The sequence below is a fragment of the Salinisphaera aquimarina genome, assembly GCF_042643355.1.
GTDB lineage: Bacteria > Pseudomonadota > Gammaproteobacteria > Nevskiales > Salinisphaeraceae > Salinisphaera > Salinisphaera aquimarina.
This window is the reverse complement of record NZ_JBHRSS010000003.1, coordinates 711,628-738,557: the sequence shown is the minus strand read 5'-3', so window position 1 is coordinate 738,557 and position 26,930 is coordinate 711,628. Positions and strand designations below refer to the sequence as shown.

The 26,930-nt window shown below is 65.0% G+C and carries 23 protein-coding genes; 18 read left to right on the top strand and 5 right to left on the bottom strand.

All coding sequences use genetic code 11. The annotated features are described in order from the left end of the window. Positions 1 to 72 precede the first annotated feature (72 nt). The 16 genes from ACFOSU_RS06935 to ACFOSU_RS06860 all read left to right on the top strand — a co-directional run bounded on the left by ACFOSU_RS06935 (position 73) and on the right by ACFOSU_RS06860 (position 17,860). Positions 73 to 1,689: an AMP-binding protein gene (locus tag ACFOSU_RS06935; RefSeq protein WP_380687827.1), complete on the top strand. Its 1,617-nt coding sequence runs from the start codon at positions 73 to 75 to the stop codon at positions 1,687 to 1,689. After that, positions 1,686 to 2,765, top strand: coding sequence for an alcohol dehydrogenase catalytic domain-containing protein (locus ACFOSU_RS06930; protein ID WP_380687824.1), 1,080 nt, complete (start codon positions 1,686 to 1,688; stop codon positions 2,763 to 2,765). The genes ACFOSU_RS06935 and ACFOSU_RS06930 overlap by 4 nt, the downstream gene beginning before the upstream one ends. A gap of 173 nt (positions 2,766 to 2,938) precedes the next feature. Continuing rightward, a complete protein-coding gene (locus ACFOSU_RS06925) occupies positions 2,939 to 4,102 on the top strand; it encodes an ABC transporter substrate-binding protein (RefSeq protein ID WP_380687822.1) in 1,164 nt (387 codons plus the stop codon). A gap of 70 nt (positions 4,103 to 4,172) precedes the next feature. Next, the gene (locus tag ACFOSU_RS06920; protein ID WP_380687819.1) at positions 4,173 to 5,048 is read left to right on the top strand and encodes a branched-chain amino acid ABC transporter permease; all 876 of its coding nucleotides are present in this window, start codon (positions 4,173 to 4,175) and stop codon (positions 5,046 to 5,048) included. Then, positions 5,045 to 5,977 carry a branched-chain amino acid ABC transporter permease gene (locus ACFOSU_RS06915; RefSeq protein ID WP_380687817.1) on the top strand — a complete coding sequence of 311 codons (933 nt, stop codon included), beginning with the start codon at positions 5,045 to 5,047 and terminating at the stop codon, positions 5,975 to 5,977. Before ACFOSU_RS06920 ends, ACFOSU_RS06915 begins: the two co-directional genes overlap by 4 nt. Positions 5,978 to 5,980: 3 nt before the next feature. Continuing rightward, positions 5,981 to 6,733 (top strand): ABC transporter ATP-binding protein, encoded by a 753-nt coding sequence (locus ACFOSU_RS06910; protein ID WP_380687815.1) that lies wholly within the window; start codon positions 5,981 to 5,983, stop codon positions 6,731 to 6,733. After that, positions 6,721 to 7,434 (top strand): ABC transporter ATP-binding protein, encoded by a 714-nt coding sequence (locus ACFOSU_RS06905; protein ID WP_380687813.1) that lies wholly within the window; start codon positions 6,721 to 6,723, stop codon positions 7,432 to 7,434. The genes ACFOSU_RS06910 and ACFOSU_RS06905 overlap by 13 nt, the downstream gene beginning before the upstream one ends. 130 nt (positions 7,435 to 7,564) lie before the next feature. Further along, positions 7,565 to 8,245 carry a GntR family transcriptional regulator gene (locus ACFOSU_RS06900; RefSeq protein ID WP_380687811.1) on the top strand — a complete coding sequence of 227 codons (681 nt, stop codon included), beginning with the start codon at positions 7,565 to 7,567 and terminating at the stop codon, positions 8,243 to 8,245. Between the two features lie 79 nt (positions 8,246 to 8,324). Beyond that, positions 8,325 to 11,612, top strand: coding sequence for an acetyl-CoA carboxylase family protein (locus ACFOSU_RS06895; protein ID WP_380687809.1), 3,288 nt, complete (start codon positions 8,325 to 8,327; stop codon positions 11,610 to 11,612). 315 nt (positions 11,613 to 11,927) lie between these two features. Next, positions 11,928 to 13,049, top strand: coding sequence for a TAXI family TRAP transporter solute-binding subunit (locus tag ACFOSU_RS06890; RefSeq protein WP_380687807.1), 1,122 nt, complete (start codon positions 11,928 to 11,930; stop codon positions 13,047 to 13,049). A gap of 79 nt (positions 13,050 to 13,128) precedes the next feature. Continuing rightward, positions 13,129 to 14,265, top strand: a complete 1,137-nt coding sequence (locus tag ACFOSU_RS06885; RefSeq protein WP_380687805.1) for a TAXI family TRAP transporter solute-binding subunit — start codon at positions 13,129 to 13,131, stop codon at positions 14,263 to 14,265. A gap of 42 nt (positions 14,266 to 14,307) precedes the next feature. Next, positions 14,308 to 14,982, top strand: a complete 675-nt coding sequence (locus ACFOSU_RS06880; RefSeq protein WP_380687803.1) for a 3-oxoacid CoA-transferase subunit A — start codon at positions 14,308 to 14,310, stop codon at positions 14,980 to 14,982. Further along, on the top strand, positions 14,979 to 15,644 hold the full coding sequence (locus ACFOSU_RS06875) for a 3-oxoacid CoA-transferase subunit B (RefSeq protein WP_380687801.1): 666 nt from the start codon (positions 14,979 to 14,981) through the stop codon (positions 15,642 to 15,644). The genes ACFOSU_RS06880 and ACFOSU_RS06875 overlap by 4 nt, the downstream gene beginning before the upstream one ends. Before the next feature lie 148 nt (positions 15,645 to 15,792). Beyond that, a complete protein-coding gene (locus tag ACFOSU_RS06870) occupies positions 15,793 to 16,230 on the top strand; it encodes a PaaI family thioesterase (RefSeq protein ID WP_380687799.1) in 438 nt (145 codons plus the stop codon). A 37-nt stretch (positions 16,231 to 16,267) separates the two neighbouring features. Then, positions 16,268 to 17,050, top strand: coding sequence for a citryl-CoA lyase (locus tag ACFOSU_RS06865; protein ID WP_380687797.1), 783 nt, complete (start codon positions 16,268 to 16,270; stop codon positions 17,048 to 17,050). A gap of 27 nt (positions 17,051 to 17,077) precedes the next feature. Next, on the top strand, positions 17,078 to 17,860 hold the full coding sequence (locus ACFOSU_RS06860) for an enoyl-CoA hydratase/isomerase family protein (RefSeq protein WP_380687795.1): 783 nt from the start codon (positions 17,078 to 17,080) through the stop codon (positions 17,858 to 17,860). 406 nt (positions 17,861 to 18,266) lie between these two features. Here ACFOSU_RS06860 and ACFOSU_RS06855 read toward each other — a convergent pair whose 3' ends face one another. The 3 genes from ACFOSU_RS06855 to ACFOSU_RS06845 all read right to left on the bottom strand — a co-directional run bounded on the left by ACFOSU_RS06855 (position 18,267) and on the right by ACFOSU_RS06845 (position 22,260). Then, entirely contained in the window at positions 18,267 to 18,686 is a 420-nt protein-coding gene (locus ACFOSU_RS06855; RefSeq protein ID WP_380687793.1) for a Zn-ribbon domain-containing OB-fold protein, read from the bottom strand. Positions 18,687 to 18,696: 10 nt separating this feature from the next. After that, the gene (locus ACFOSU_RS06850) at positions 18,697 to 19,863 is read right to left on the bottom strand and encodes an acetyl-CoA acetyltransferase (protein ID WP_380687791.1); all 1,167 of its coding nucleotides are present in this window, start codon (positions 19,861 to 19,863) and stop codon (positions 18,697 to 18,699) included. Between the two features lie 276 nt (positions 19,864 to 20,139). Then, positions 20,140 to 22,260 carry an acetate--CoA ligase family protein gene (locus ACFOSU_RS06845; RefSeq protein ID WP_380687789.1) on the bottom strand — a complete coding sequence of 707 codons (2,121 nt, stop codon included), beginning with the start codon at positions 22,258 to 22,260 and terminating at the stop codon, positions 20,140 to 20,142. A gap of 211 nt (positions 22,261 to 22,471) precedes the next feature. On the opposite strand from ACFOSU_RS06845, the gene ACFOSU_RS06840 reads away from it, so the two are divergent. Then, positions 22,472 to 22,942 (top strand): YhcB family protein, encoded by a 471-nt coding sequence (locus ACFOSU_RS06840; protein WP_380687787.1) that lies wholly within the window; start codon positions 22,472 to 22,474, stop codon positions 22,940 to 22,942. A gap of 104 nt (positions 22,943 to 23,046) precedes the next feature. Continuing rightward, positions 23,047 to 24,231 (top strand): alpha-hydroxy-acid oxidizing protein, encoded by a 1,185-nt coding sequence (locus ACFOSU_RS06835; RefSeq protein ID WP_380687785.1) that lies wholly within the window; start codon positions 23,047 to 23,049, stop codon positions 24,229 to 24,231. 291 nt (positions 24,232 to 24,522) lie between these two features. Here ACFOSU_RS06835 and ACFOSU_RS06830 read toward each other — a convergent pair whose 3' ends face one another. Together ACFOSU_RS06830 and ACFOSU_RS06825 are read right to left on the bottom strand one after the other, a co-directional pair. Next, positions 24,523 to 25,293, bottom strand: a complete 771-nt coding sequence (locus ACFOSU_RS06830; RefSeq protein WP_380687783.1) for an SDR family NAD(P)-dependent oxidoreductase — start codon at positions 25,291 to 25,293, stop codon at positions 24,523 to 24,525. Next, a complete protein-coding gene (locus tag ACFOSU_RS06825; protein WP_380687781.1) occupies positions 25,290 to 26,915 on the bottom strand; it encodes a class I adenylate-forming enzyme family protein in 1,626 nt (541 codons plus the stop codon). Before ACFOSU_RS06825 ends, ACFOSU_RS06830 begins: the two co-directional genes overlap by 4 nt. Between the last annotated feature and the right edge of the window lie 15 nt (positions 26,916 to 26,930).

The window sequence follows — 26,930 nt, the reverse complement described above, 5'->3', positions numbered from 1 at the left end:
TTGCCCGATCCGCAATTACAAGAAGTTCGGCAGGCAAGCAGATCGGCAGAGAGCGAGTTTCGGAGTGAGAACATGTCTGATGACGGTGACCATGCGATAACGCTGAATCGCCTGCTCGACGATCGCGTCGCCGAGCGTGGCGATGCGACGGCGCTCATATACCAGGATCGCGCCATATCGTTTACGGCCCTGGCCGAACAGGTGCGTTCGGTGGCAGCGGGTCTGGCGGCGTTGGGTATCGGCCCCGGCGATACGGTGGCGGTGTGGCTGCCCAATATGCCCGAGTGGGTGGTGCTGGAGTTTGCGCTGGCCCGGCTGGGTGCCGTGGCGGTGGCGATCAATACCAAGTTCCGCAAGCACGAAGTGGAGGATATTCTGCACCGCTCGGCGGCACGCCTGCTGGTATTGAGCCCGCAGCTCGGCAATGTCGATTATCTGTCTATCGTCGAGCAGTTCGATGCCGCGAGTCTGGATGCGCTGGAGGCGTTCCTGCTCGTGGACGATAGCGTGGCCGAGCGCAGGATCCTGGGCCGCAAGGCGTATGCCTATCGTGCGCTGACCACGCATGCTGCACATGAGGCCGACCACGGCCGGTCCGACTCACCGTGCAACGTGTTCACCTCGTCGGGTACGACGTCGGCGCCGAAACTGGTGCTGCACCGGCAATCCGCGATTACGCATCACGCGCTGGCGGTCGCCGCCCGTTTCGGCTATCGCGATGACGCAGACGCCGTGATCCTGGGCGCGCTGCCGTTCTGCGGCGTGTTCGGTTTCGACACGATCATGGGCGCGCTGGCGGCCGGGCGGCCGGTGGTGCTGATGCCGGCCTTCGATGCGGCCGCGGCGGTCGAACAGATCGAGCGTCACCGCGTCACCCATGCCAGCGGCTCCGACGAGATGTTTCGCCGTATCTTCATGGTGGCCGAGCCGGCAGCGCGGATTGCCAGTCTCAAGGAAGGCGCGTTCGCCAATTTCAGCGCCGATGCCGCCGCCCTGGTCGACAGCGCGCAGGCGCTCGGCATCAAGCTGTTCCAGACCTTCGGCTCATCCGAGGTACAGGCGCTGATGACCTACGCGCCGGCCGGTTCCGGGCCCGGGCGCTGGGCCGTGGGCGGCGGCACGCCGAGTTCGGACGAAACACGCGTGCGGGTACGCGACACCGAAACCGGCGAACTGCTGCCCGACGGTGAATCGGGCGAACTCGAAATCGCCGGGCCGAACGTGATGGTCGAGTACATGCACAACACGGAAGCCAACGCCAGGGCGGTCACCGCGGACGGCTATGTGCGTACCGGCGATCTGGGCTATATCGAGGGTCCGGACAGCTTCGTCTATCTGGCGCGCCTCGGCGATACACTGCGCCTGGGCGGGTTTCTGGTGAATCCGCGCGAGATCGAGGCCTATCTCGAAGGTTTCGACGCTATTGCACTGGCCCAGGTCGTGGCCGTGGATACCGAGCGCGGCCCGCGCCCGGTGGCTTTCGTGATCCTGGAGGCAGGCGCGGCGTTCGACGAGGCCGCGATCATCGACGCCTGCCAGGCCAGCATGGCCAAGTTCAAGGTGCCGATACGCATACAGGCCATCGATGCGTTTCCGATTACCAGCAGCGCCAACGGCGAGAAGATCCAGAAAGCGAAGCTGCGCGAACAGGCGCAGGCCCTGGTCGACCGCCAGGGGGCGCTGTCGTGAGCGCCTCGCCAGTAGCCGACGACATGCAGGCGATCGTAATGACGCAGTTCGGTGGCCCCGAGGTGCTCGAGGCGCGCCGGGTCCCCGTGCCCAGCATCGCCGCCGACGAGGTGCTGGTCGAAGTCGCCTATTGCGGGGTTTGTCGACATGATCTGCTCACCCGGGCCGGGGCCTTCCCCAAGATCAATCTGCCGATCATTCTCGGCCACCAGGTCAGCGGCCATGTAGTGAAAACGGGTGCCGGCGTGGCCGATATCGCGCCCGGCATGCGGGTGATGAGCATGATCTATACCGGCTGCGGCGGCTGTGAATCGTGCACGCAGGGCAATCAGGCCCTGTGCCTGGACGAGCGGCCGCGGTTTCTCGGCGAGGACGTCAACGGCGGCTATGCCGAGTATGTGAAGGTCCGTGCCGATACCGTGGTCGCCGTGCCCGATGACGTCAGCCTGAAAGCGGCGGCGGTGGTGATCTGCACGGTCGGCACTGCCTATCACGCACTGGTCACGCGGGCGGCCATTCAGTCGGGCGAGACCGTGGTGCTGACCGGCGCCAGCGGCGGCGTGGGGATTCATGCCTTGCGTCTGGCCCGGCTGCTGGGCGCGCGGGTGATCGCGGTCACCTCCCGCGAATCCAGCCGTGCCGGCCTGGAAGCGGCCGGCGCGGATGAGGTCGTGGTCGCGCCCGATCTGGAATTCGCCCGCGCGGTGAAGAAGCTGACCGCCGGGCGCGGCGCCGATGCGGTGATCGAGATCGTGGGTGCGCGCACGCTCAGCGCCTCTATCCACGCGGTACGCAACGGTGGGCGTGTGGTCATGCTCGGCAACGTGGAAGGGCTGCCCGCACAGATCCGGCCCGCGCATTTCATCCTCAAGGAAATCAGTCTCATCGGCACGAAATCCTGTACTGCAGACGAGGTTGCCCAGGCGCTCGCCATGATCTCCAGCGGCCGGCTGAGCGTGGATGTGGGCGAGGCTCTGCCGCTGGCGCGGGCGGCCGACGTGCATCGACGCATGGAGGCCAATGAAGCGTCCGGGCGGCTGGTTATCGAGGTGGCCGGCGAGCGCGGTGCGGTGTGAGCATCGACGATGGTCGCGTTGACCGAATACTGTATACGTTAGTAGTTTCAGGAAACCGTTCCTGCGCGGCAGACGTTGCCGTGCGACCGAGTACGGGCCGTCGTTACGGCCCGGTTTGATAACAACTAGAACGTCACGGCCGCCACCGCGCGACGTGTCCGAGGAGATTTACCATGAAGCGTTTTCGTTCAGCCAGCCCTGCGCGGCGTGCCATTCGATCGCTGATCCTGCTGAGCGCAGTGCTCGGTTCGGCCCTGTCCGGCGTCGCCTCGGCGGCCGGCGATCAGGTCTATCCCCTCGGCGCGCTGTTTCCGCTGACCGGGCCGAACGCGGTCTACGGCAAGCTGTTCAGCGAAGGGGCGAATCTCGCCGTCGAGCACGTGAATGCCGGTGACGAGATCGACGGCAAGCTCAAGATCGTCTTCGCCGACAGTCAGGCGCTGCCACAGCCGGCGGTGGTCGGCATGAACAAGCTGGTCAACGTCAACGACGTCAAGTTCGTGCTGTCGGCCTTTTCCGGGGTCAGTCAGGCGATCGCGCCGATCGGCAATCGTGCCCATGTGCTCATGGTCAACGGCGGCGGCGTGAGCCCGGAACTGGCGATCGGCGATTATTTTCTCAACGACATTCCCCTGTCCGACGACGAGGTCAACGCGTTCTGGCCTTATGTGGTCAACGAAATGGGGGCGAAGAAGATCGCCGTCATTCACGTCAACGATCCGTTCGGCAACGGCGTGAACACCGTCATCAAGCAGCGCTGCGAGGAACTCGGCTGCTCGGTGGTCTCGGATATCTCCATCGACCCGTCGTCGACCAGTTTCCAGTCCGAGGTGGTCAAGCTGCGGGTGTCGGGCGCGGACGCGATCTATATCGCCTCCTATGGCCAGCAGCAGAACGTGATCGCAAAGCAGCTGCGCGACGGCGGTATCCGCACGCCGCTGCTGAGTTATTCGGCCTTCGGTATTCCGGCCACGCAGAAACTCGATGCCGCCCAGGGCGCGACCTATACAGCGGAGCACATCGATTACGACGCCAACGACATGACCCGTCAGTTCCTGGCCGACTTCAAGAACAAGTACGGCGAAGAACCCAATTACTACCAGGTCAATTACTACAACGCGGTGCGGATCTATGCCGATCTGATCGCGCATCTGCAGGACAAGGGTCAGGCGTTCACCGGCGAGAATCTGCTCGCCGCGTTGCACGATATCGGTACCTTCGATGTGGTCGGCGGCGAGGTGACCTTCCGCGACGACGGCACCGTCAAGATGCCGATCGAGATCAATCGCATCGAGGGTGGCAAGTCGAAGATCCTGAAGACCGTAGAGCTCAAGTGATGCGCGCTTCGTCAGCGAATGGGCGCGATTTCGCCGCGGGCCGCGTAGTTATCACCGGTGCGATGACGCCATGATCGTATTGCTGCAGTTGTTCATCGAAGGCGTCGCCGCCGGCAGCCTGTATGCGCTCGCGGCGGTCGGTTTCGCCCTGATCTATGCGACCACGCGCACGTTTCATTTTGCTCACGGCGCGACCATGCTGCTGGCCGCCTACGCCTTCTATCAGGCGGTTTCGGTGTGGCAGTGGCCAGCCGCACTGGCGGTGTTCGCCGCGCTGCTGGTGGCGGTCGTGTTCGGGGTCGGTGTGGACCGGTTCGTCTATCAGCCGATGCGGCGCACGGACGCGTCTTTTCTGACCATATTCGCGGCGTCCTTCGGCGTGCTGATCGTGGCGACCAATCTGGTCGTGCTGCTGTTCGGCAACAGCTTCTACAGCGTCAATTCGACCCTGAGCCAGGGCTTTCTGGTCGGGCCGGTATTCCTGTCGCGGGCCAATATCCTGGCGTTCGTGGTCGCGGTGGTGCTCATCTTCGCGCTGCAGTGGTTCATCCACGCCACCCGCACCGGCGTGGTCCTGCGCGCGATGATGGATGATCCGGCCCTGGTCGGGATCTTCGGCCTGGGTGATCGCCGCTACAGCACGATCGCATTCGCCATCGGTTCGGCGCTGATCGTGCCGGCGGCCATTCTCACCAGCTATACCTCGGGTCTGCAGCCGTCCATGGGCGCGGTGATCACGCTGCTCGCGATCGCCGGGGCCATCGTCGGCGGTATCGGCAACCTCTGGGGCGCAGCACTCGGTGGCCTGTTGCTGGGCATTGCCGAGAATCTGGGCGTGTGGCAACTGTCGTCGAGCTGGAAACCGGCGATCACCTTCGGCGTGCTGCTGTTGTTTCTGATGATCAAGCCCGACGGTCTGCTCGGCGTGCGTACGCGCAGATCATGAGTGCCTATCTCGCCAACATGATGGTCCTGCTCGGTATCGCCGTGATTCTGGCGTCGTCGCTGAATCTGATGGTGGGCTATGCCGGCATCTTCTCGGTCGCGCATGCGGTGTTCTACGGCGTGGGTGCGTACACCGCCGCCAAGGTTGCACTCGGGTATACCGACTCGTTCCTGCTCGCCACGGCCGCGGCGATGCTGGTCAGCGGCGCGGTGTCGTTCATCCTCGCGGTGCCCGTGCTGCGGGTGCGCGAGGAATACTTCGTGGTGGCCTCGATCGGTTTCCAGATCGTGGCATCCACGGTATTCGTGAGCTGGGGCGCGGTCACCGGTGGCATGGGCGGTCTGGCCGGTATCCCGCCGGCACGGCTGCTCGGCTGGCAACTCGGCTCGCCGGTCGACTACATGCTGCTCACCGGCCTGTGCGTGGTCGCAGTGCTGGCGATCATCGCGCTGCTGGTGCATTCGCCGTTCGGGCGCGCACTCAAGGCGTTTCGTGACGACGAGGTGGCGGCGGTCGCGCTGGGCAAGGATCCACTGGTGCTGCGGGTGACCGCGACCACCATCTCGGGTGCGCTCGCGGCCGTGGCCGGTTCTCTCTACGCGTTCTATATCTCGTTCGTGAATCCCGAGAGTTTCACCCTCGACTACTCGGTGCTGGTGCTGGCGATGGTCATCATCGGCGGCGCCGGCTCGTTGTCCGGGCCGATCATCGGCGCGGTGTTCATCACCGTGTTTCCGGCGCTGCTGACATTTCTGGCCATACCCAGCCAGTACATCGGTCCGGTCCAGCAATTGATCTACGGCATCGCGATCGTTCTGCTCATGGTGTTCTGGCCCAGCGGTATCGCCAGCGTATGGCGGCTGCTGTTGCCGGCGCGCGGGCGCGCTTCCACTACCCGCGCGGCGGGTCCATCGGCCGGGGAGCGCTAGGCCATGTCGGCTCTGGATATCCGCGGTCTGCGCAAGGCATTCGGCGGCAACGTCATCATCCCCGACGTCACGCTCGAACTCGAACAGGGGCTGATCACCTCGCTGGTGGGCCCGAACGGGGCCGGCAAGACCACGCTGTTCAATCTGATCACCGGTTTTCTGCGTCCGGACGCGGGCGTGGTTCACTACAAGGGCCGCGACCTGGTCGGGCTGACGCCGCAGAAGGTCACCCGCCGGGGTATCGCGCGCTCTTTTCAGGATCTGCGCCTGTTCAACGACATGAGCGTGTTCGAGAATGTGCTGGTCGGCCAGGAATCGAGTCTGAGTCTGTGGGGCCGCAAACAGCACTACGAAAACACGGAGGCGGTACTTGAACGCGTCGGCCTGTCGGCCCAGCGCGACACGCGTGCCAGCGAGCTGTCCTATGCCGAGCGCAAGTTTCTCAATCTGGCGCGCATCATGGCGCTGGATGTCGATCTGTTTCTGCTCGATGAGCCGGCGTCCGGGCTCGATGGGCCGTCGCGGCAGACCTTCCACGCACTGCTGCGTTCGCTCAAGGCCGAGGGTCATACCGTGCTGCTGATCGAACACAATCTGGATATCGTGCGCGAAGTGTCCGATCGCATCGCGTTCCTGAACAAGGGCGAGGTGATGGCGTTCGATACGCCTGATCGCATCTTTGCCGACGATACGCTCACCGATCTGTATTTCGGGACCGCGAATCGGAAAAAGGAGGCCAGCGCATGCTCGTCGTAGAGGATCTGCATGCCGGCTACCCGAACGTGCCGGTGGTGGCCGGCGCGAATCTGAGCGTGGGTGCCGGCGAGATCGTGGCGCTGTTCGGCCACAACGGGGCGGGCAAATCCACGCTCATGAAAGGCCTGTTCGGTGTGCTCGGGCGCTGCCCGGGCCGGGTCACTTTCGACGAACGCCCGGTGGCCGGTTTTTCGACCCGGGCGATGACGCGGCTGGGGATGACGCTGGTGCCGCAGGAACGCGGTGTGTTCCCCAGCCTGACGGTGAAAGAGAATCTGCAGATGGGCTTCTGGTCGTCCGGCGTTGGCCGTGCCACCGCCAAGGCTGAATACGACAAGCGCCTGGCGCGTGCGCTGGGCTATCTGCCGCTGCTCGAGCAGCGCTGGAACGACAAGGTCGGCAATCTCTCTGGCGGCCAGCAGCAGATGGTGAGTATCGGCCGCGCCCTGCTCGCCGGACCCTCGCTGTTGCTGCTGGACGAGCCCTCGACCGGTCTCGCGCCCAATCTGGTCGACGACATCATGGCACTGATCGGTCAGCTGCGTGAGGAAGAAGGCATGAGCGTGCTGCTCGTCGAACAGAACGTCGGTCAGGCGCTGGCGGTTTCGGATCGGGTGTATCTGATGAAAGGCGGCCAGATCATTCACGAGGCCACGCCCGCAGAACTGGCCGAGTCGCAAAATCTGTGGGCACTGTTTTGAACCGCCCGCGCATCGGCCGGGTGGCGGCATTGCGCGTCGATATGGGCAGCACGGTGCCGCATCTGTATCGTTGTGTTCTATAACAAGGCATGCACCGACGTGTATCCATTCCATCGGCAGCGGTAGTCAGATGAGCAGCAAATCAAGTTTCGGCCCGGTCCGACGACGTTCCATCGAAGACGAGGTCTACATGCGCATGCGTGAGGCCATTCTCACCGGCGAGATCGAGGGCGGCGAACGTCTGGTACACGAGGATCTGGCCAGCCGTTTCGGCACCAGCCGAATCCCGGTGCGCGACGCGCTCAAGCGGCTGGTCTTCGACGGGCTGGTCGATGCCGACGACCGCGGCGTCTGTCATGTCAGCCATTTCGGGCTTGAGGACGTCGAGGAGATCTATGCGCTGCGCGAGATGCTGGAAGCGCATGCCGTCGCCAAGGCCACGCTGCAACTCACGGAAGAGGAGCTTGCCGAGCTCGAACGTCTGCAGGGCGAGATCGAACAGGCCGCAGCGTCGGATGACAAGGAAGCCTATGTCGAGCTCAACCAGACCTTCCACCGCGAACTCTACGACAGCGCCAATCAGCCGCGCCTGGTACGCCTGATCTACGGTCTCTGGCAGGGCCTGCCGCCGCTCACGCCCATGGCCATCGACGATCGTCTGGTCCAGGCGGCACATGAACACCGCGCGATCCTGCAGGCACTGCGGGCGCGCGACGGCAAGGCCGCGGCCGAGGCCATGCGTGAACATATCGCCACCGCCGGCCGTGCCCTGCACGACTACGTGGCCAGCAAGGAAGGCAGGATTCGCTGAATCTCGTGGATTGTCTGGCGGTGGTGGAAGACGCGTCCATTCGACGGTGGCCCCTCTCCAGGCCGCCGGAAATGGCGTCATGACGATACGCACACTGCTCATCGCCAATCGCGGCGAAATTGCCGTGCGAATCGAGCGCGCTGCGGCGGAGCTGGACATGACCACGGTCGCGGTGGCGCCTGCCGATGATGAACGGGCCTTGCACACGCGATTGGCCGACCGCTGCGTGACGCTCGCGGGTCGTGGTGCGGCGGCCTATCTGGACGGCGAACAGCTCGTTCGCGCCGCGCTGGCCGAGGGCTGTGATGCGGTGCATCCCGGCTACGGCTTTCTGAGTGAAAGTGCTGTGTTTGCGGATCAATGTGCGCAAGCCGGCCTGATATTCGTCGGGCCCGATTCGAACACTCTGGCCTTGCTGGGAGACAAGGCGCGCGCTCGTGAGCTTGCCGAGGCATGCGGGGTGCCGGTGATCGCCGGCACCGGCGCAGATACGACGCGGGTACAGGCACAGGCATTTCGCGAAAGCCTCGGCGACGGCGCCACCGTGATCATCAAGGCGATCGCCGGCGGCGGCGGGCGCGGCATGCGTGTTGTCGGCCCCGGCGATGATTTGAACGCAGCCTTCGCGCACTGTGCGGCCGAAGCGCAGGCGGCTTTTGGCAACGCCGCGCTCTATGTCGAACGCTTCATTGACCGCGCCCGTCATATCGAGGTGCAGGTGCTCGGCGACGGCGTCGACGCCCCGGTGCATCTTTGGGAGCGCGAGTGCAGCCTGCAGCGGCGCCACCAGAAACTGGTCGAGATCGCGCCCAGCCCGACCCTGTCGGATGGCATGCGTCAACGCCTGCTCGACGCGGCGCTGACCCTGGCGGCGCGGGTGAACTATCGAAGCCTCGGCACCTTCGAATTCCTGGTCGACGCCGACGAAACGCGCTTCGCCTTCATCGAGGCCAATCCTCGTCTGCAGGTGGAGCACACCGTCACCGAGCAGATCACCGGCGTCGATCTGGTGCAGGCCCAGCTGCAGATCGCCGGCGGCGCCACGCTGGCCGAACTCGGCCTCGACGCCGCGCATATTCCGGCGCCGATGGGTTACGCGATGCAGCTGCGTATCAACATGGAAACCATGAACGTCGCCGGCGAGGCGACGCCGGCCGGCGGCACGCTCGCCACCTTCGAGCCGCCTAACGGGCCGGGCCTGCGGGTGGATAGCTTCGGTTATCGCGGCTATGCGACCAGCCCGCACTACGACTCGCTTCTCGCCAAGCTTGTCGTGCACTCGCAGGGGCCCGACTATGCGGTGCTCGTGCGTCGCGCTTATCGCGCGCTGTGCCAGTTCCGTATCGAGGGCGTAGCGACCAATATCGGTTTTCTACAAAATCTGTTGTGCCGTGAAGCGGTGATCGAGAACGCGGTCCATACCCGCTACGTGGACGCACATATGGCGGCGCTGGTCGCGGCGGGCGATCACCCGAGCCTGTATTTCGGCGACGCCGAGCCGGCAACACAGGAAATCGCGGCAGCCGCCGCGCCGCTCGGAACCGAAGCGATCAACACGCCGATGCAGGGCGTGGTGGCGCATCTTCTGGTCGGCGCGGGCGACACGGTCCATGCCGGCCAGACCGTGGCCTTTGTGGAGGCCATGAAGATGCAGCATCAGGTCAGTGCGGGCGTCAGCGGTACGGTGCGTCAGGTCGTGGTGACCACGGGCGACGGCGTGGCTGCAGGCGCGCCGCTGTTCTTTGTCGAACCCGGCGCGGTGGAGCGTGCGGGCGACGAAGACGCTGAAGAAATCGACCTGGACCATATCCGCCCGGATCTGGCCCGTCTGCAACAACGCGATGCGCTGCTGCGTGACGCGCAGCGCCCGGAGGCCGTCGCCAGGCGCCGCCGTACGGGGCAGCGGACCGCGCGCGAGAACGTGGCCGCGCTCTGCGACGACGGCAGCTTCATCGAATACGGTGCCTTCACCTTCGCAGCCCAGCGGGCCCGCCGCGAACTCGACGACCTGATCGCGAACACGCCAGCCGACGGCCTGATCACCGGCATCGCCGCGATCAACGGCGAGCGCTTCGAGGACAGCCACAGCCGTTGTGCGGTGCTCGTCTACGACTACACGGTGCTGGCCGGAACCCAGGGCACCATGAACCACAAGAAGACCGATCGTATTCTCGAGGTCGCCCTGCAGCAGCGCCTGCCGGTGGTGCTGTTCGCCGAGGGCGGCGGCGGGCGTCCCGGCGATACCGACAACGCCACCAAGGTGGCCGGGCTGGATGGGCCGAGCTTTTTGCAGTACGCGCGCCTGAGCGGTCTGGTGCCGCGCATCGCCGTGGTCTCCGGGCGCTGTTTTGCCGGCAATGCGGTGCTTGCCGGCTGCAGCGATATCCTGATCGCCACCGAGAATGCCTGTATCGGCATGGCCGGGCCGGCGATGATCGAGGGCGGTGGTCTGGGCACGTTCCGGCCCGAAGAGGTCGGTCCGGTGTCGGTGCAGCGCGCCAACGGCGTGATCGATTGCGTGGTCGCCGACGAAGAGGAAGGCGCGTTGCTGGCCCGCAAGCTGATGGGCTACTTCCAGGGCCCGGTCGACGACTGGGACTGCGAGGATCAGCGCTGGCTGCGGCGCGCGGTGCCGGAGAATCGTCTGCATGTCTACGACATGCGCAGTCTGATCGGTATCTTCGCCGATCATGATTCCATCGTTGAGCTCCGGCCGGACTTCGCGCCCGGCATGATCACCGCCTTTGTGCGCGTCGAAGGCCGCCCGCTCGGGCTGATCGCCAACGATCCGCAGGTGCTGGGTGGCGCCATCGACGCCAACGGCGCCGACAAGGCCGCGCGTTTCATGCAGCTGTGCGACGGCTTCGCCATTCCGATGGTCAGCTTCTGCGATACCCCGGGTTTCATGGTCGGCCCCGAGGAAGAGAAGACCGCCATGGTGCGGCGTACCTGCCGCATGTTCGTGACCGCCGCCAGTCTCGAGATTCCGTTGTTCTGTCTGGTCACCCGCAAGGGCTATGGTCTGGGCGCCCAGGGCATGGCGGGCGGCTCTTTTCATGCGCCGTTCTTCTGTGCGGCCTGGCCGAGCGGCGAGTTCGGCGGCATGGGGCTGGAAGGCGCGGTCAACCTGGGGTATCGCAAGGAACTGGACGCCCAGGACAGCTCCGAGGCGCGCCAGGCCCTGTTCGAGAAGCTGGTTGGGCAGCTCTACACGCGCGGCGAGGCGCTGAGCATGGCCGCGGGGCTCGAGATCGATGCGGTGATCGACCCGGCCGACTCGCGTGCCTGGGTCATGCGTGGGCTGCGCGCCAGCGCGCCTGCTGCGGCGGTCAGCGGCAAGCGCCGGCCGATGATCGATACCTGGTAGCTCGAACCCGGCGTGTTCGGCGTCGTGGCTTGTCGGCCGGCCGGAATTCGGCATCCTTGAATATGGTATACAGTATACCTACGGTCTATGGCCTTGGACACTGACGCGCTTAGAGTGGTCGGCCGCGTACTGCACGATTACGTGGCTGCAAGGAAGGCAGGGCCCGCTGACACCGCGCGTAGCGTTGGCCGCTCGCTCGCAGTGGGCGCGATGAACTGACGGTCAGCAACGATGGAGTGGCGAAGTGTGCCCACAACCCGTTCGTAGACGGAATACAGTATACTGCAGGCAATAATAATAACGGAGGGGATTGCGATGAATACAGCATTAAAAGCGCTGGCAGTGCTCCTGCTCACGGTGGTGCTCGGTACGGCCAGCGCCCAGACATTGCCGGATACGATGACTTGGTCGTCCTATGACGTCGGGTCGGCCGGCTACGCCGAGGCCTCGGCGATCGCCAACGCGTTCGGCAAGAAGTACGGAACGCGCATCCGGATTCAGCCGTCCGGCTCGGCCATTGGTCGGCTGCAACCGCTGTTGCAGGGGCGCGTCGACTACGGTTATCTTGCGACCGAAACGTTTTTCGCCACCGAGGGCCTGTTCGATTTCTCGACCCGCCGCTGGGGACCGCAGGATCTGCGCGTCGTCGCCGGCCGGCCATCGTCTTTCGGCATGCCCACCGCGGCTGATGCCAACATCGACATCATCGCGGATGTGAAGGGCAAGCGGCTGGCCTACGTCGCCGGCAACCCGTCGATCAATATCAAGTGCGATGCAGTGCTGGCCTTCGCCGGCCTGACCCGCGATGACGTCGATCTGATCATGTTTCCGACCTACGGGGCGGCCATGAGTGCGCTGGCCCAGAACCAGGCGGACGCGACCTGCACCCTGACGACGCCGAGCCAGATGTATGAACTGGCCGAGTCGCCGCGCGGCATCCACTGGGCCCCGCTGCCCGCCGACAACGCCGAGGGCTGGGCGCGGCTGCAGGACCTCGCGCCCTTCTTCGCACCGTTCGAGGAAACGGTGGGCGCCGGCATCTCCAAGGACAAGCCGGTGCCGATGATGGCCTACCGCTATCCAATGGTCGTGGTGCGCGCGAACCAGAGCGAAGATGCGGTCTACAACTACATCAAGGCCCTGGACGAGACCTTCGGGATGTACAAGGACGCCACGGCTTCGATGCCGCGCTGGGATCTCGGACGTGCCGGCCATCCGCCGGTCGATGCGCCTTTCCATCCGGGTGCGATCAAGTATCTGAAGGAGAAGGGCATCTGGACCGAGGAGGACCAGGCCTGGAACGACAAGCGGCTGGCGCGGCTCGAAGCGCTGCGCAAGGCCTGGAAACAGACCGTGAACGACAACGCCGATGCCAGTGACGAGGAGTTCGCCACGGCCTGGGCTAAGGCGCGCCAGCAGGCGATTGAATCACTTTAGGGCAAGCCTCGCGCTCGCGCGCGTGGACTGCGCCAAGGGAAAAACAGGCGCACAGAGCGTCGCACAAAAGGATGCAGAGATGTTCAAGCCAACGAAGCGCCATATGGCGAAGAAGCTGTTGTTGATGGGCTGCATGGTAGTCGCACCGTCGGCCTTTGCGCAGGGCCTGCCGAGCACGATGACATGGTCGTCGTATGACGTCGGTTCCGCCGGCTATGCGGAGGCTTCTGCGATTGCGGATGCCTTCGGCAAGAAATACGGTACCAGGGTTCGTATCCAACCCTCCGGTTCATCGATCGGCCGGCTGCAGCCGGTGTTGCAGAAGCGCGCAGATTTCGGTTTTTTGGCCACCGAGACCTATTTCGCTACAGAAGGACTGTTCGACTTCGCCGCACGTCGTTGGGGGCCACAGGATCTGCGCGTGATTGCCGGTCGTCCCGCGGCGTTCGGCATGCCAACTGCGAAAGATGCCAACATTCGCAACTTGGCTGACGTCAAGGGCAAGCGGGTGGCGTTCGTCGCCGGCAATCCGTCGGTCAACGTCAAGTGCGACGCAGTATTGGCGTTCGCCGGCCTGACTCGGCATGACGTCGATGCGCGGATGTTCCCGACTTACGGCGCCGCTATGAGTTCGATGGCTCAAGGCCAGACGGATGCTACCTGCACCTCGCCTACGCCGAGCCAGATGTATGAATTAGCTGAATCGCCACGCGGCATCTACTGGGTGCCATTGCCCGAGTCCGACACGCAGGGTTGGAAGCGAGTGAAGAAGGTGGCGCCCTTCTTCAAATCGTTCGAGGAAACCGTGGGCGCCGGCATCAGCAAGGACAAGCCGGTGCCGCTGATGGCCTACCGCTATCCGGTGCTAGTAACGCGTGCGGACATGTCGGAGGAGGCGGTCTACAACTTCACGAAGGCGCTCGACGAGACCTTTGACATGTACAAGGACGCCACATCGGTGATGCCGCGCTGGAAACTCAGCGACGCCGGCACGCCGCCGATCGATGCGCCGTTCCATCCGGGTGCGATCAAGTACCTCAAAGAAAAGGGCATCTGGACCGACGAAATGCAGAAGTGGAACGATGACCGTCTGGCGCGTTTGAAGGTGCTCCAGAGGGCTTGGCAGAAGACCAAGAGTGCCGGCGAGGACAAGAGTGACCGCGAGTTCGAGGCGCTTTGGAAGAAGAACCGCCAGGCTGCGATCGCCCCGCTCTGATGGCCGGGCCCATAGACGACACAAGCAGCAGACGACAAGCGCATGGTCAATAAGATTGTGGATTCGATGGCCGAGGCGATCGGCTGTGTCCGGGATGGCGATACCGTCATGTGTGGCGGCTTCGGCAGTTCCGGTATTCCTTTCAACCTGATCGACGCGTTGCTCGAACACGGTGCGCGTGATCTCACGATCGTCGCCAACAATGCCGGCGTCGGTGAGACAGGCATCGCCAAGCTCCTGCGCGAGAACCGCCTGCGCAAGGTGATCTGCTCCTATCCGCGTTCGCCGGGATCGGTGTGGTTTGAGCGGCGCTACGAGGAAAGGGCCATCGAATTGGAACTGGTGCCCCAAGGTACGCTGGCCGAACGCATCCGTGCCGCGGGCGCGGGCATCGGCGGGTTCTTTACGCCCACGGGCTATGGCACGGGGCTGGCCGAAGGCAAGCGTACGGAAGTGTTCGACGGTTTGGGGCATGTCCTGGAGCGGCCGCTGGCCGCGGACGTCGCCCTGCTCAAGGCGAACCGTGGAGATCGCTGGGGCAATCTCGACTATCACACGACCGCGCGCAACTTTAATCCGATCATGGCCACGGCAGCGGCGACAGTGATCGCCGAGGTTTCCGAAATTGTGGCGCTGGGCGCGATCGATCCCGAGCACGTGGTCACACCCGGTATCTTCGTCGACCATGTCATCGAAGTCGAACAGGTATTCGCATGATCCGTCTCACCCCCGAACAGATTGCCGCGCGTTGCGCGCAGGACATTCCCGACGGTGCCTACGTCAATCTCGGCATCGGCATGCCCACCGAGGTTGCCAACCACGTGCCGGCGGACAGAGAGGTGATCTACCACAGCGAAAACGGCGTGCTTGGCTTCGGTGCAGCACCCGAGCCGGGTACCGAGGATCCGGACTTGATCAACGCCAGCAAGCAATACGTCACCATGCGGCCGGGCGGTGCCTTCTTCCACCATGCCGACTCCTTCGGCATGATGCGCGGCGGCCATATCGACATCTCCGTACTCGGCGCCTTTCAGGTCGCCGCCAATGGCGATCTCGCCAACTGGTCCACCGGCAGCGAGACCTATCCGCCGGCGGTCGGCGGTGCCATGGATCTAGCCGTGGGCGCCAAGCGGCTGTTCGTGATCACGCGCCACACGCTCAAGGATGGTACGCCCAAGCTCGTCGAGCGCTGCACCTATCCACTCACCGGCGCCGGCGTGGTCAGTCGCATCTATACCGATCTCGCCGTGATCGACGTCACGCCGGCCGGTTTGAGGGTAGTCGAACTGCTTGGCGACAGCAGCTTCGACGAGGTTCAGGCGCTCACCGGTACACGCCTGCTGGCGCGGGACGTGTTGCGCACGGGCGCAGGGTCTTGAAGCCTTTTACATAAGAGTTCGGCTGCATCCGTTCGCTCTCGGTTCATTCCGATATGTATACAGTATACTAACCTATTTGAGATCAGTTGAGCGATCGTCGCGCCTGATTAGGTTCGCGCGGGCATTGCTTCAGAAGGAAGAACACAGAATGCCCTGGACCAAGCAAGACGAGATCGAGTGGACGAAACGCAATCCGTTTCGGACTTTTCTGGGCGTGGATATCGAGCGCGTCAGCGCCGACGGTAGCGGCGACAGCGAGATTTCGCTGGTGATCGACGACAACCTCGTACAGGCCTACGGCATGGTCCACGGAGGCATCTACTGCACGCTCATTGACACGGTGCTGGGCACAGCGGTGCGGTCAGCCTTTCAGACGGACATCGGCCCGCTGACGATCGATCTCAATGTCAGTTTTCTGCGGCCGTCCGGCAAGGGCCGGATCTATTCGAGCGCGTCCATCGTCAAGAAAGGGCGCCAGGTCGTGGTCGGTGTTGCCGACGTGTTCGACGCCGATCGGCGCCTGCTGGCCACCGGTCGCGGCTCGTTCGCGCTACGCGATGCGCCGGCCCACCGCGAGGCGTCCTGAAGGCGCGCGCAACAATTCACCAGAACAGGACAATGTCATGAGCCGTAAGCAAAAACCCATAAGTTCCGATATCGCCTGGAGCACGAAGGACCGCATCGAAGTGCGGGGCAAGAGCCTGCCCGACGAGATTCTGGGGCATTTCAATCTCGGAGATCTGGCCTACCTGCAGCTGACCGGCAAGACGCCGACCCAGGCCGAGTCGAACGTGTTCAATGCCATCATCATTGCTCTGGTCGAACACGGCATCACGCCGTCGGCGCTGGCCGCGCGCATGACCTACGCGGGCGCGCCGGAGTCGCTGCAGGCGGCGGTCGCGGCCGGCCTGTGCGGGCTGGGCACGGTGTTCGTCGGCAGCATGGAAGGCGCGGCCAAGATGCTCTACGAGGTGCTGCCCGCCGACGCCGGTGACGTCGATCTCGATGCGATCGCGAAACAGACGGTGGCCGATCATCGCGCCCGCAAGCAGATCATTTCCGGGTTGGGCCACCCGCTGCACAAGCCGGTGGATCCGCGCACCCCGCGTCTGTTCGCGATCGCCGAGGAGAACGGCATCGCAGGGCGCTATGTCGAACTGATGGGCAAGATCCAGGCCGAGGCCGAAGCGGCCTCCGGCAAGCAGCTGCCGATCAATGCCACCGGCGCGATCGGCGCGATCTGCTGCGAGTTCGGCTTTCCTGGCCATATCGTGCGCGGTTTCGGGGTGATGGCACGGGCGATCGGCCTGGTCGGCCATATCATGGAAGAATCCGAAAATCCGATGGCGATCGAGCTGTGGCAGCGCGTCGAAGACGAAGCCACCGCCCATATCCGTCCCGAATAACCCGTCCTGCGACAGGAGGAGAACCCGATGCAGACGATTGAATACCGGCTCGATGACGGTGTGGCCACGATCACACTCAACCGGCCCGAGCACAAGAACGCGATCAACGCCGACATGACCCGGGAACTGGCCGAGGTCGTGATCCAGGTCCGCGATTCCGATGAGATTCGTGCCCTGGTTATCACCGGTTCCGGTGGCTCCTTCTGCGCCGGCGGCGATATCAAGGCGATGCTCGCATCGCGCGACAACCAGCCCGAGCGCCAGGCGCGTATGCGTTTTCATCACCGCTGGCTCGAGCAGCTGATTCATCTCGACAAACCGGTGATCGCCGCCGTCGACGGTCCGGCGTTCGGCGCGGGCTTCGGGCTGGCGCTGGCTGCCGACATGATCATCGCCAGCGACAACGCCCGTTTCTGTATGGCGTTCATGAAGATCGGGCTGGTACCGGATTTCGCCGCGCTCTACACGCTGCCGCGCGTGGTCGGCCTGCAACGGGCCAAGGAGATCATGTACTCGGCGCGCACCATCGAAGCCGACGAAGCGGTGGCGCTCGGGATAGCGCTGGAGAAAGTCGCGCCCGACGCACTGGCGGGTCGCGCGCAGGCGATCGCGGGAAGCCTGGCCCAGGCTTCGCCCACGGCATTCGCCCAGACCAAACGTGCGCTCAACGGCTCGCAGCTCAACGACCTCAAGACCATGCTCGATATCGAGCTGACCAGCCAGAGCGTGGCCTTCGCCACCCGCGAGCACAATGACGCGGTCGACGGATTTCTGGCCAAGCAGCCGCCGGCGTTCAAATGGCCTGAATAGGCGTCAAGAGTGCAGTGGTCTAGCGTCTGCGGAACGGTATGCGCTTATCGCGCGCGGCAGATCATCACGGGAAGCGAGAGTTATCTGTAAATACGCTTGACAATACAGGCGAGATTAGCCACAGATGACGCAGATCGAGACAAAAATACAGAGTGCCTGTATTCAATCTGCGTTTATCTGCGTCATCTGCGGATAAATTCTTATTTTTAGGTGCTTGCGCCTTAACCCGACAGATCCGCCACAGCCAAGGCTCGCGTCGGCTTACGCGCTGCCCGCTAAGCCGACCTACGAAGCATTAGCGCGAAACCTCGGCGTGATCGACGTTGATCCGATCAAAAGAGAAGAGCGATAAAACAGCCCGAGCCGGCCTTCGCGGCCGGCCCGGGCAATCCCAGGGATGATTCAATCAGACCGGGGTGAACACCGGCAGGGCGATATCGTCGGCGAGGGCTTCGAAGTCGACGCTCACGGCCTGGCCAATGGTCAGCGCGTCGAGGTCGTCGGTACGCACGTTCGAGAGCATGCGCGGGCCTTCCTCGAGATCGATCAGCGCGACCGCGTAGGGCGCGAGGTCCGCGAAGCCGGCACCGGCCGGGCGCCGGGAGATGGTCCAGGAGTGGACCGCGCCGCGGCCACTGAGCTGGCGCCAGCTCAGATCTTCGCTGCCGCAGTAGGGGCAGATCGCGCGTGGGTAGTAGTGCAGTTTGTCGCAGGCGTCGCAGTGCGGCAGTTCCAGCCGGCCTTCGCTGGCGGCCTTCCAGAAACGGACCGTGGTCGGGTCCGGAATCGGAATGGGGCGCGATACCTGTTGGGTTTCATTGCTCATGTCGAGGGTCCTATCGATTGCTCAGTACACAGGTCGCGGTGCTGGAGAGATTGCCGCCGGTGCCATTGACCAGCGCGGTCGTGGCCTTGGGCAGCTGGCGTTCGCCGGCATCGCCGCGGATCTGGCGTACCGCCTCGAACAGCAGGAACATGCCGTACATGCCCGGATGCGAGCAGGACAGGCCGCCGCCATTGGTGTTGATCGGAAATTCGCCGCCCGGCCCGAGCCGGCCGTTTTCGACGAACGCGCCGCCTTCGCCCCGCTTGCAGAAACCCAGTGCTTCGAGGGTGAGCAGCACGGTGATCGTGAACGAGTCGTAGATCTCGACCACGTCGAAGTCGTCGTGGGTCACGCCGGCCATGGACATCGCTGCCGGGCCGCTGACCGCGGCGCTGGTGGTGGTCAGATCGGTCATGCCGTTGATGGTCCAGTGGCTGACGGCCTCGCCGTAGCCGCGCACGTAGACCGATCGTTGCTTGGCCCTGGCCGACAGCTTGTCCGGCGAGGTCATGACGATGGCGCCGCCGCCGTCGGTGACCAGGCAGGCATCGAACTTGTGCAGCGGGTCGCTGACCATGGTGCTGGAGAGCACGTCGTCGACGCTCAGGTCGTCGCGCTTCATCGCCGCCGGGTTTTTCTTGGCCCAGTTGCGGGCGGACACCGCGATCTCTGCGAGCTGCTCGGAGGTGGTGCCGTATTCGTGCATGTGCCGGTGCGCGGCCAGTGCATAGCTGCCGATCGGCGTGAGCAGCCCGAACGGGGTGTCGAACTGCATGTTCAGATGCGGCGGGCGCCCGGCCAGCGAACGGCCCTTGGCACTGCGCTGGTCGCTGCCGTAGGTGATCACCGCGACATCGCAGTAGCCGCGTTCGATCGCCATCGCGGCGTGGGCCACGTGTGCCTCGAAGGCAGAGCCGCCGATGTTGGTGCCGTCGACGAAGCGTGGCTTGATGCCCAGGTATTCGGGCAGGGTCAGCGGCATCAGCGTGCCCGCACCCGGCATGCCCCAGAGGCCGGCCACGAGCACGCCGTCGACGTCGGGCAGGGTGAGTCCCGCGTCGGCGAGCGCGCGCGATACACAGCGCGCCTGCACCTCGAGCACCGAGGCCGGTTCGGCAAAATGCCCGTTGGCGAGCTCGGCTTCGGCAATGCCGGCGATGACGACGTCTCTTGTCATTTGTTTTTCTCCTGGGAACCTCTGATTGAATCCTCGCGGATCGCGTTTGCGTCCCCAAAGGCGTTGATACAAGGCGCCGGGTGAAGCGTCCGGTTGCTTACCGGACCGAACCCGGCAACGCCGTAACGGCGCCTTTGGGGCCAAACCGCTTGGCGGCCGGGGTTTTGCGCGCGATTGGCTGGCGCCAGTTGTTGTTCATGTGCAATTAGCAAATCTCTATCCTGTTTATCCGGCCTGCCACGCGCAAAGCACTCCAGCGCGGCCGTGACGATTCGATCAGGGGTTCCCTCGCGTCAGGATGACCGCGTCGGCAGCCGCCAGACCCTGGCCTGCGGTCATGACCATCAGCGGATTGATATCGATGGAATCGAGCACGTCGGCATTGGCGGCGGCGAACTCCGACAGCCGGACCAGCGTGGCCACGAGCGCGTCGACATCGGCGACGCTGCGCCCGCGCGCGCCAGTGAGCAGCGAGTAGCCGCGCAGGCGTTCGAGCATGGCCTTGGCCTGGGCGTCGTCGAAGGGCGCCAGTTCGAAGGTCACGTCCTCGAGGATCTCGATGAACACGCCGCCCAGGCCGGCCATGACCATGGGGCCGAAGGTCGGGTCGTTCTGCACCCCGATTGCCATCTCGACGCCGCCGCCGAGCATCTTCGCGACCAGTACACCGTCGAGCGCGGCCTCGGGATGGTGATGGCGGGCATTGGCGATGATGCGGTCGAAGGCCGCGCGAACGCTGGCCTCGTCGACGAGATTGAGCTCCACGCAGCCGGCATCGGATTTGTGCAGGATGTCCGCCGAGGCGATCTTGAGCACCACCGGGAAGCCCAGTTCCGTGGCCGCCTCGGCGGCGGCCGCGGCGTTTTCTGCCCGGCGCGCCGGCACGCTCGGCACGCCTGCGGCCTCGAGCAGCTGCAGGCATTCATATTCGCCGTAGCGGCGCCCGGATTCTAGGGTGGCGAGCGCGGGGTCGGTGTCGCGCGACCAGGGTTTGGAGGCGGCCATGCGTTCGCCGAGGACGGTCAACGCCGACGCGGTTTCCACCGCGGCGGTCGGGTCCTCATAGACCAGATAGCCGTCGTCCTCGAAACCCTGGCGCGCCTCCGGCGTGCACAGGGCCGCGATCATCAGCACCGCGTCCGGATAGTCGGCGCGCAGCGTCTGCAGCGGCGGGCGCAACTTGTCCGCGAGCGCGGGCGCCAGCGGCAGCATGGACAGGAAATTGATCAGCACGTCATAGTTGCCGTCGCGCAGCATCACGCGCTGGAAATCCGCCGGCATATGCGGATCGGCCACCGGCTGGGCGGTGGTGTCGACCGGGTTGCGGGTGGTCGCGGTGGACCACATCGCATGCAGTTCGTCCTGGGCCGCCTGTGGCATGGGGGCGACGTCCAGGCCCAGCTTGACCGCGGTATCGGCCATGAGAATGCCCACGCCGCCGGAGACGGTGATCAGCCCGAGCCGCTTGCCGCGCGGGATCGCGCTCTGGGCGGCGGCATGGGCCACGTCGATGAACTCGCGAATGCTGTGTGCGCGATAGACCGGATAGCGCCGGAACAATGCATCGTAGGCGGCGTCGGCGCCGGCCAGATTGGCGGTGTGCGACATCGCCGCGGCCGCGCCGATATCGGATTCGCCGCCCTTGAGCACGATCACCGGCTTGCCGCTGGCCTGAACCAGATCCAGCGCCATCTTCATGCGCGCGCCGTCGCGACAGCCTTCCAGATGCATGGCGATCACGCGGGTATCGGGGTCGCCCGCCAGATAGGCGAGGCAGTCGGCGGCGTCCAGATCGCATTCGTTGCCGGTGGTCACCAGCCGGCTCAGGCCCAGGCCGCGTTCGCGCGCGAGCGCAAAACAGTGCGAGCCGAAGGCGCCGCTCTGGGTCACGAAGCCGATATGCCCGGCCTGCGGCAGGCCGCTCTGCACCGAACTAGAGAACGTGGCGATGAGCCCGCGCGGGATGTTCATCGCGCCCAGGCAGTTCGGGCCGAGCAGGCGCACGCCGTATTCCCGGGCGATCGCCAGCAGCTGCCGCTGCAGCTCGGCGCCCTCGGGGCCGAGCTCGGCGAACCCGGCGCTGAAGATCACCGCCGCGCCCACCCCGCGCTGGCCGCATTCGGTCAGCGCCGTGAGTACCGCGGCCGCCGGCAGCGCGATGATGGCCAGATCCGGGCGCTCGGGTGTATCCAGGATCGACGCATAGGCGGGCAGATCCTGGACCGTATCGCGCGTCGGGTTGATCGGATAGATCGGCCCGGCAAAGCCCGACTTCTTGAGATAGTCGACCGGGCGGCCGCCGATGCGGCTGGGGTCGCCCGAGGCGCCGATGATGGCGACGGCATTGGGTTCCAGCAGGGTCTGGACGGCGGAAGGATCCGGGGCGCGCTGCGTCATGAGACGACCAAGGCAAAATGAGCGGTAGACTGTATACCGTATTCTTGTAATGCCCGTAAAGCCTGTGGCGCCGCGCTCGCGCTGTTGTCCGGTGCCCTATGACGGCGCGCGCGACTAAGGTTGAATGTCGACGACTTGCTGTGAGCGGCACAACCACACAGTATGGAGCGTATCCAACCCGTCTGGCTTTACCACAGGGAGACCCTAATTCATGGCCAATCTCAGTCCTGGCATTCTGATTCTCATTCTCGTCATCTGCGCGATCGTGGCGCTGATCATCGGCTACGTCGTGGGTAGCCGGTTTGGTGGCAAGAAATCGGTGGCCATGAAAGAAGCAACCGAAAAGCATGACGGCTACAAGCACGACGTGCGCGAGCATTTCGAGCAGACCTCCGCAATCATGTCGCGCATGGTCGACGACTACCGCGACATGTATCAGCACATGTCCGAAGGCGCGGAAAAACTGGCCGACCTGCACCCGGAGAAACTGGTTACCCCGCCGCCGGCGCCGGAAGCGATCACCCGCGATACCGGGTCCGAAGAAACAGGTGCCGCCTCGGTCGCCGCCACGCAGACTGGCGACGGTGACGCCCCCAATCGCGCCGCCGTCATGAACAGCGACTCCTCGAACGACCGCCCCTGGAACAAGGAAAAAGGCGGCAAGAAATACGGTCTCGAGTAGTTCTCGCCGAGCGACTGTCGCGCGGTTGCGCTGAAAAAGAAATACTGTTTTGATTCAAGCCGGCGCGCGCGCCGGCTTTTTTCATGCCCGCAGGATAATCAGAAATGACGAGGAGTTTCGACGTGGCCACAGCACCCGAACATTACGGCAATCATCAGTTGGGCATTTACGCGCAGGGGCTCAAAGGCCAGTTGCCGGAGCTGCCACTGCGCTACGAGGATATGGAGGCGCGTGCCCGTGAGGTGTTGCCGCCGGCCGCGTACTGGTATGTCGCCGGTGGCGCCGGGGAAACGTCGATGGCGGCCAACCGTAGCGCCTTCGATCGCTATCGTCTGCTGCCGCGCATGCTCACCGACGTCAGCCAGCGCGATCTCGGTCGCACGGTGCTCGGCAAGCGTCAGGTCAGCCCGTTGATGATCGCGCCGCTGGGCGTGCAGGAGATCATCCACGATCAGGCCGAACTGGGCGTGGCGCGCGCGGCGGCGGCCGTCGATGTGCCGATGATTCTGTCGACGGTGTCCTCGTTTGCGCTCGAAGACGTGCGCAAGGAACTCGGCACCACCAGCGGCTGGTATCAGCTCTACTGGCCCAACGACGACGCGCTGGCGACCAGTCTTGTCCAGCGCGCCGAAAAAGCCGGCTACGAGGCGATCGTGGTCACGCTCGATACCAAGATGCTGGCCTGGCGTGAGCGCGATCTGGACGGCGCTTATCTGCCGTTCCTGAAGGGCCAGGGGCTGGCCAACTACACCAGCGATCCGGTCTTTTGCGCGGGCCTGGAAAAGCCGCCGCAGGACGACATGCGCGCCGTGGTCAAGCACTGGTCGGACGTGTTCGCCGCACCCGCGCGCACCTGGGACGATCTGGCGCGCCTGCGTGACGCCACGAAACTGCCGATCGTGCTCAAGGGCGTGCTGCATCCGGAAGACGCGATCAAGGCGCGCGAGGCGGGCATGGACGGCGTGATCGTGTCCAACCACGGCGGCCGCCAGGTAGAAGGCAGCATCGCCGCCATCGACGCGCTGGCGGGCGTGGTCGATGCGGTCGGCGCGCGCATGGACGTGCTCTTCGACAGCGGCATTCGTCGCGGCGCGGACGTGCTCAAGGCGATCGCACTCGGCGCCGATGCGGTGCTGATCGGCCGTCCCTTCGCCTGGGGCCTGGCCTGTGCCGGTCAGGCCGGGGTGGAGGAAGTGCTGCGCCGGCTGCTGGCCGACATCGATCTCACCCTGGCGCTGACCGGCAACGACAGCCTCGATGGCCTGAGCCGGGTTTCGCTGGCGCCTTGAGCATCGCGCGGCCGGCTCCAGGGCCTGTTGCCGTTTCACACGAGCGCCGCGTTGGAGACCGCAAATCGTGTGCTGCAAGGCGCGAGTCGCCGGTCGTGGCGTGCCACGATCAAGACTTGCAACGCCGCAGCACGCGATTTGCGGCCCAACCCTTCGGGACAAGCGCTGTTTTACAGCAATTCAGCGTTCTAGCACGCTTGCGCAGAATGACTGCGCGGCGCGCGCTACGCCTCGCCTTGCCGCAAAACAGCGCTTGGCGCGGACTCGTATGGCACGGCAACAGGCCCTAACTCAGAGCCGGCCCAGATGCGTGCCGCCGTCGAGCAACAGCGTCTCGCCGGTGACGACAGCGGCGCCGGTGGTGAAGTAGACGATCGCGTCGGCCACGTCTTCCGGGGTGCATACGCGGCCCAGCGGGGTCTTGGCCTCCAGATGTTCGATCATCGCCTGATAGCGGGCCTCGCCCATGCCTTCGGCCAGCCAGCTGCCGCGCACGAAACCCGGACAGACGGCGTTGACGCGGATGGCCGGCCCGAGCGCGCGCGCCAGCGATTTGGTCATCGTGATCAGCGCGCCCTTGGACGCGGCATAGGCGATGGAACTGCCAAAGCCCTTGACCCCGGCAATCGAGGCCACGTTAACGACGCTGCCGGTTGCTGCTGCCTGCATCATCGGCGCCACCGCGCGCACCATCTGATAAGCGCCGATCGTGTTGACGGCGTAGATGTCCTGGAAATCCTGTGCGCTCAGGCCTTCCAGATTGTCGTGGGCACAGAAACGGGTGGTGCCGGCGTTGTTGACCAGGGCGTCGATGCGTCCCCACTGCGTCTCGGCGGCCTGGGCCAGCGCGCGGCAATCGCTGTCCTCGGCCACATTGCCCTGCTGCACCAGCGCCTCGGTGCCGTGTTCGCGGCAGGTCGCGGCGACTTTCTCCGCGGCATCGGCGCTGTGGGCAAAGTTGATCACCACGTTCCAGCCGCGCTGGGCGAACAGGCAGGCGGTGGCGGCGCCGATGCCGGAGGACGAACCGGTGACGAGCGCGACGGGGCGATTGGACTTCATGAGCGGTCTCCGTGGGCGGCCGCCGGGTCGGTGGCCTGAGAAGGGGCTTGTTCGGTGGCCTTCTCGGTGGCTTGGGTCTTGAGCTGGCTTTTCAGAATCTTGCCGGTGGCCGTGGCGGGCAGGGTATCGAGGAACACGATCTCGCCGGGGCGCTTGTAGCCGGACAACTGGCCGGCGGAGAATTCGATCAGTGCGTCGGCGGTAAGCGCGGAGCCGGCCACCCGCTGCACGAACGCCACCACTTCCTCGTTGTTCGCTACCGTTCGGCCCACGACCGCGCTCTGCACCACGTCGGGGTGGGCGTTAAGCACCGCTTCGACGTCGGCCGGATAGACGTTGAAGCCGGAACGGATGATCAGTTCCTTGGTGCGGCCGACGATGAACAGCAGGCCCCGGGCGTCGATATGAGCCAGATCGCCGGTATTGAGCCAGCCGTCCTGCAGTGCCGTGGCGGTGGCCTCGGGGCGGCGGAAATAACCGGCCATGATATTGGGGCCGGCCGCCCACAGTTCACCGGTTTCGCCGGGCCCGAGCACACGGCCGTCATCGGTCCGGATCTGATGACGCACGCCGGGCAGTATCGGCCCGACGGTAGTGTTGTCGTGGTGGTCGTCGAGCCGGGTCTGGCTGATGGTGGGGCTGGCTTCGGTCAGGCCATAACCGTTGTGCAGGGTCAGGCCGAAGGATGCTTCCACGCGTGCCTTGAGATCCATGTCCATGGGCGCGCCGCCGACCGAGATATAACGCAGCGCCGGTGCGTCGAGCGCCTCGCCGCTGCGGCGCAGCGTTTCCAGCGTGGCCGCGAACATGGCGGGCACGCCCTGGAGGATGCTGATGCGTTCGCGGGCCAACGCGTCGACCAGTCGGTTCGGGTCGAAACGGGCTACGGGGTGCAGGCAGGCGCCGCGCGAGAGCGCGCCCAGGCAGACCGACGACAGGCCGAAGACATGCGAGGTCGGCAGCACGCCGTAGAGCCGGTCGCCGGGACCGACACGCCGCAGGCCGCCACCGATGGCGGCCACGAACAACAGACCGCGGTGGGTGAGCATCACGCCCTTGGGCGAACCGGTGGTGCCCGAGGTGTAGATCATCGCGGCCACCTGGCCACCGTCCTCGATCACCGGCTCCGGCGTGCAGGGCAGCGCTGTACTGACGGCCAACTCGCCCAGCGGCGCCAGATCGATACGTTCGGCGTACGCGCGATCGGCCAGCGCCCCGGCCTCGGCGGAACAATCCGGCGTGTAGATCACCCGCGCCGGCTGACAGTCGTTGCGGATATTGTCGATTTCAGGCGCCGACAGACGCGCATTGATGATCACCGCCCAGGCGTCGAGCGCGCTGCAGGCCAGCAGAAGTGCGGGCAGGGCGCGTCCGTTCTCGCCCACGATCATGACTCGATCACCCGGACCTACGCCCAGCCCGTGCAGCCAGTCGCGGGCAACCGTCTGCGCACGGGCCAGATCCTCATATCGCCAGCGGATATCGTCGTCGACGATCGCCTCGGCGTCGGGCGTGTGCTGGTTCCACTCAGCCACGGCGGTGTGGATGCGCGCCGGCAGGGTGGCGATGATCTCGTCCACCGGGCGGCCGGCGATATGGGTCTCTGGCTGGTCTGGGGTCATGGTCTACCGTCGGTT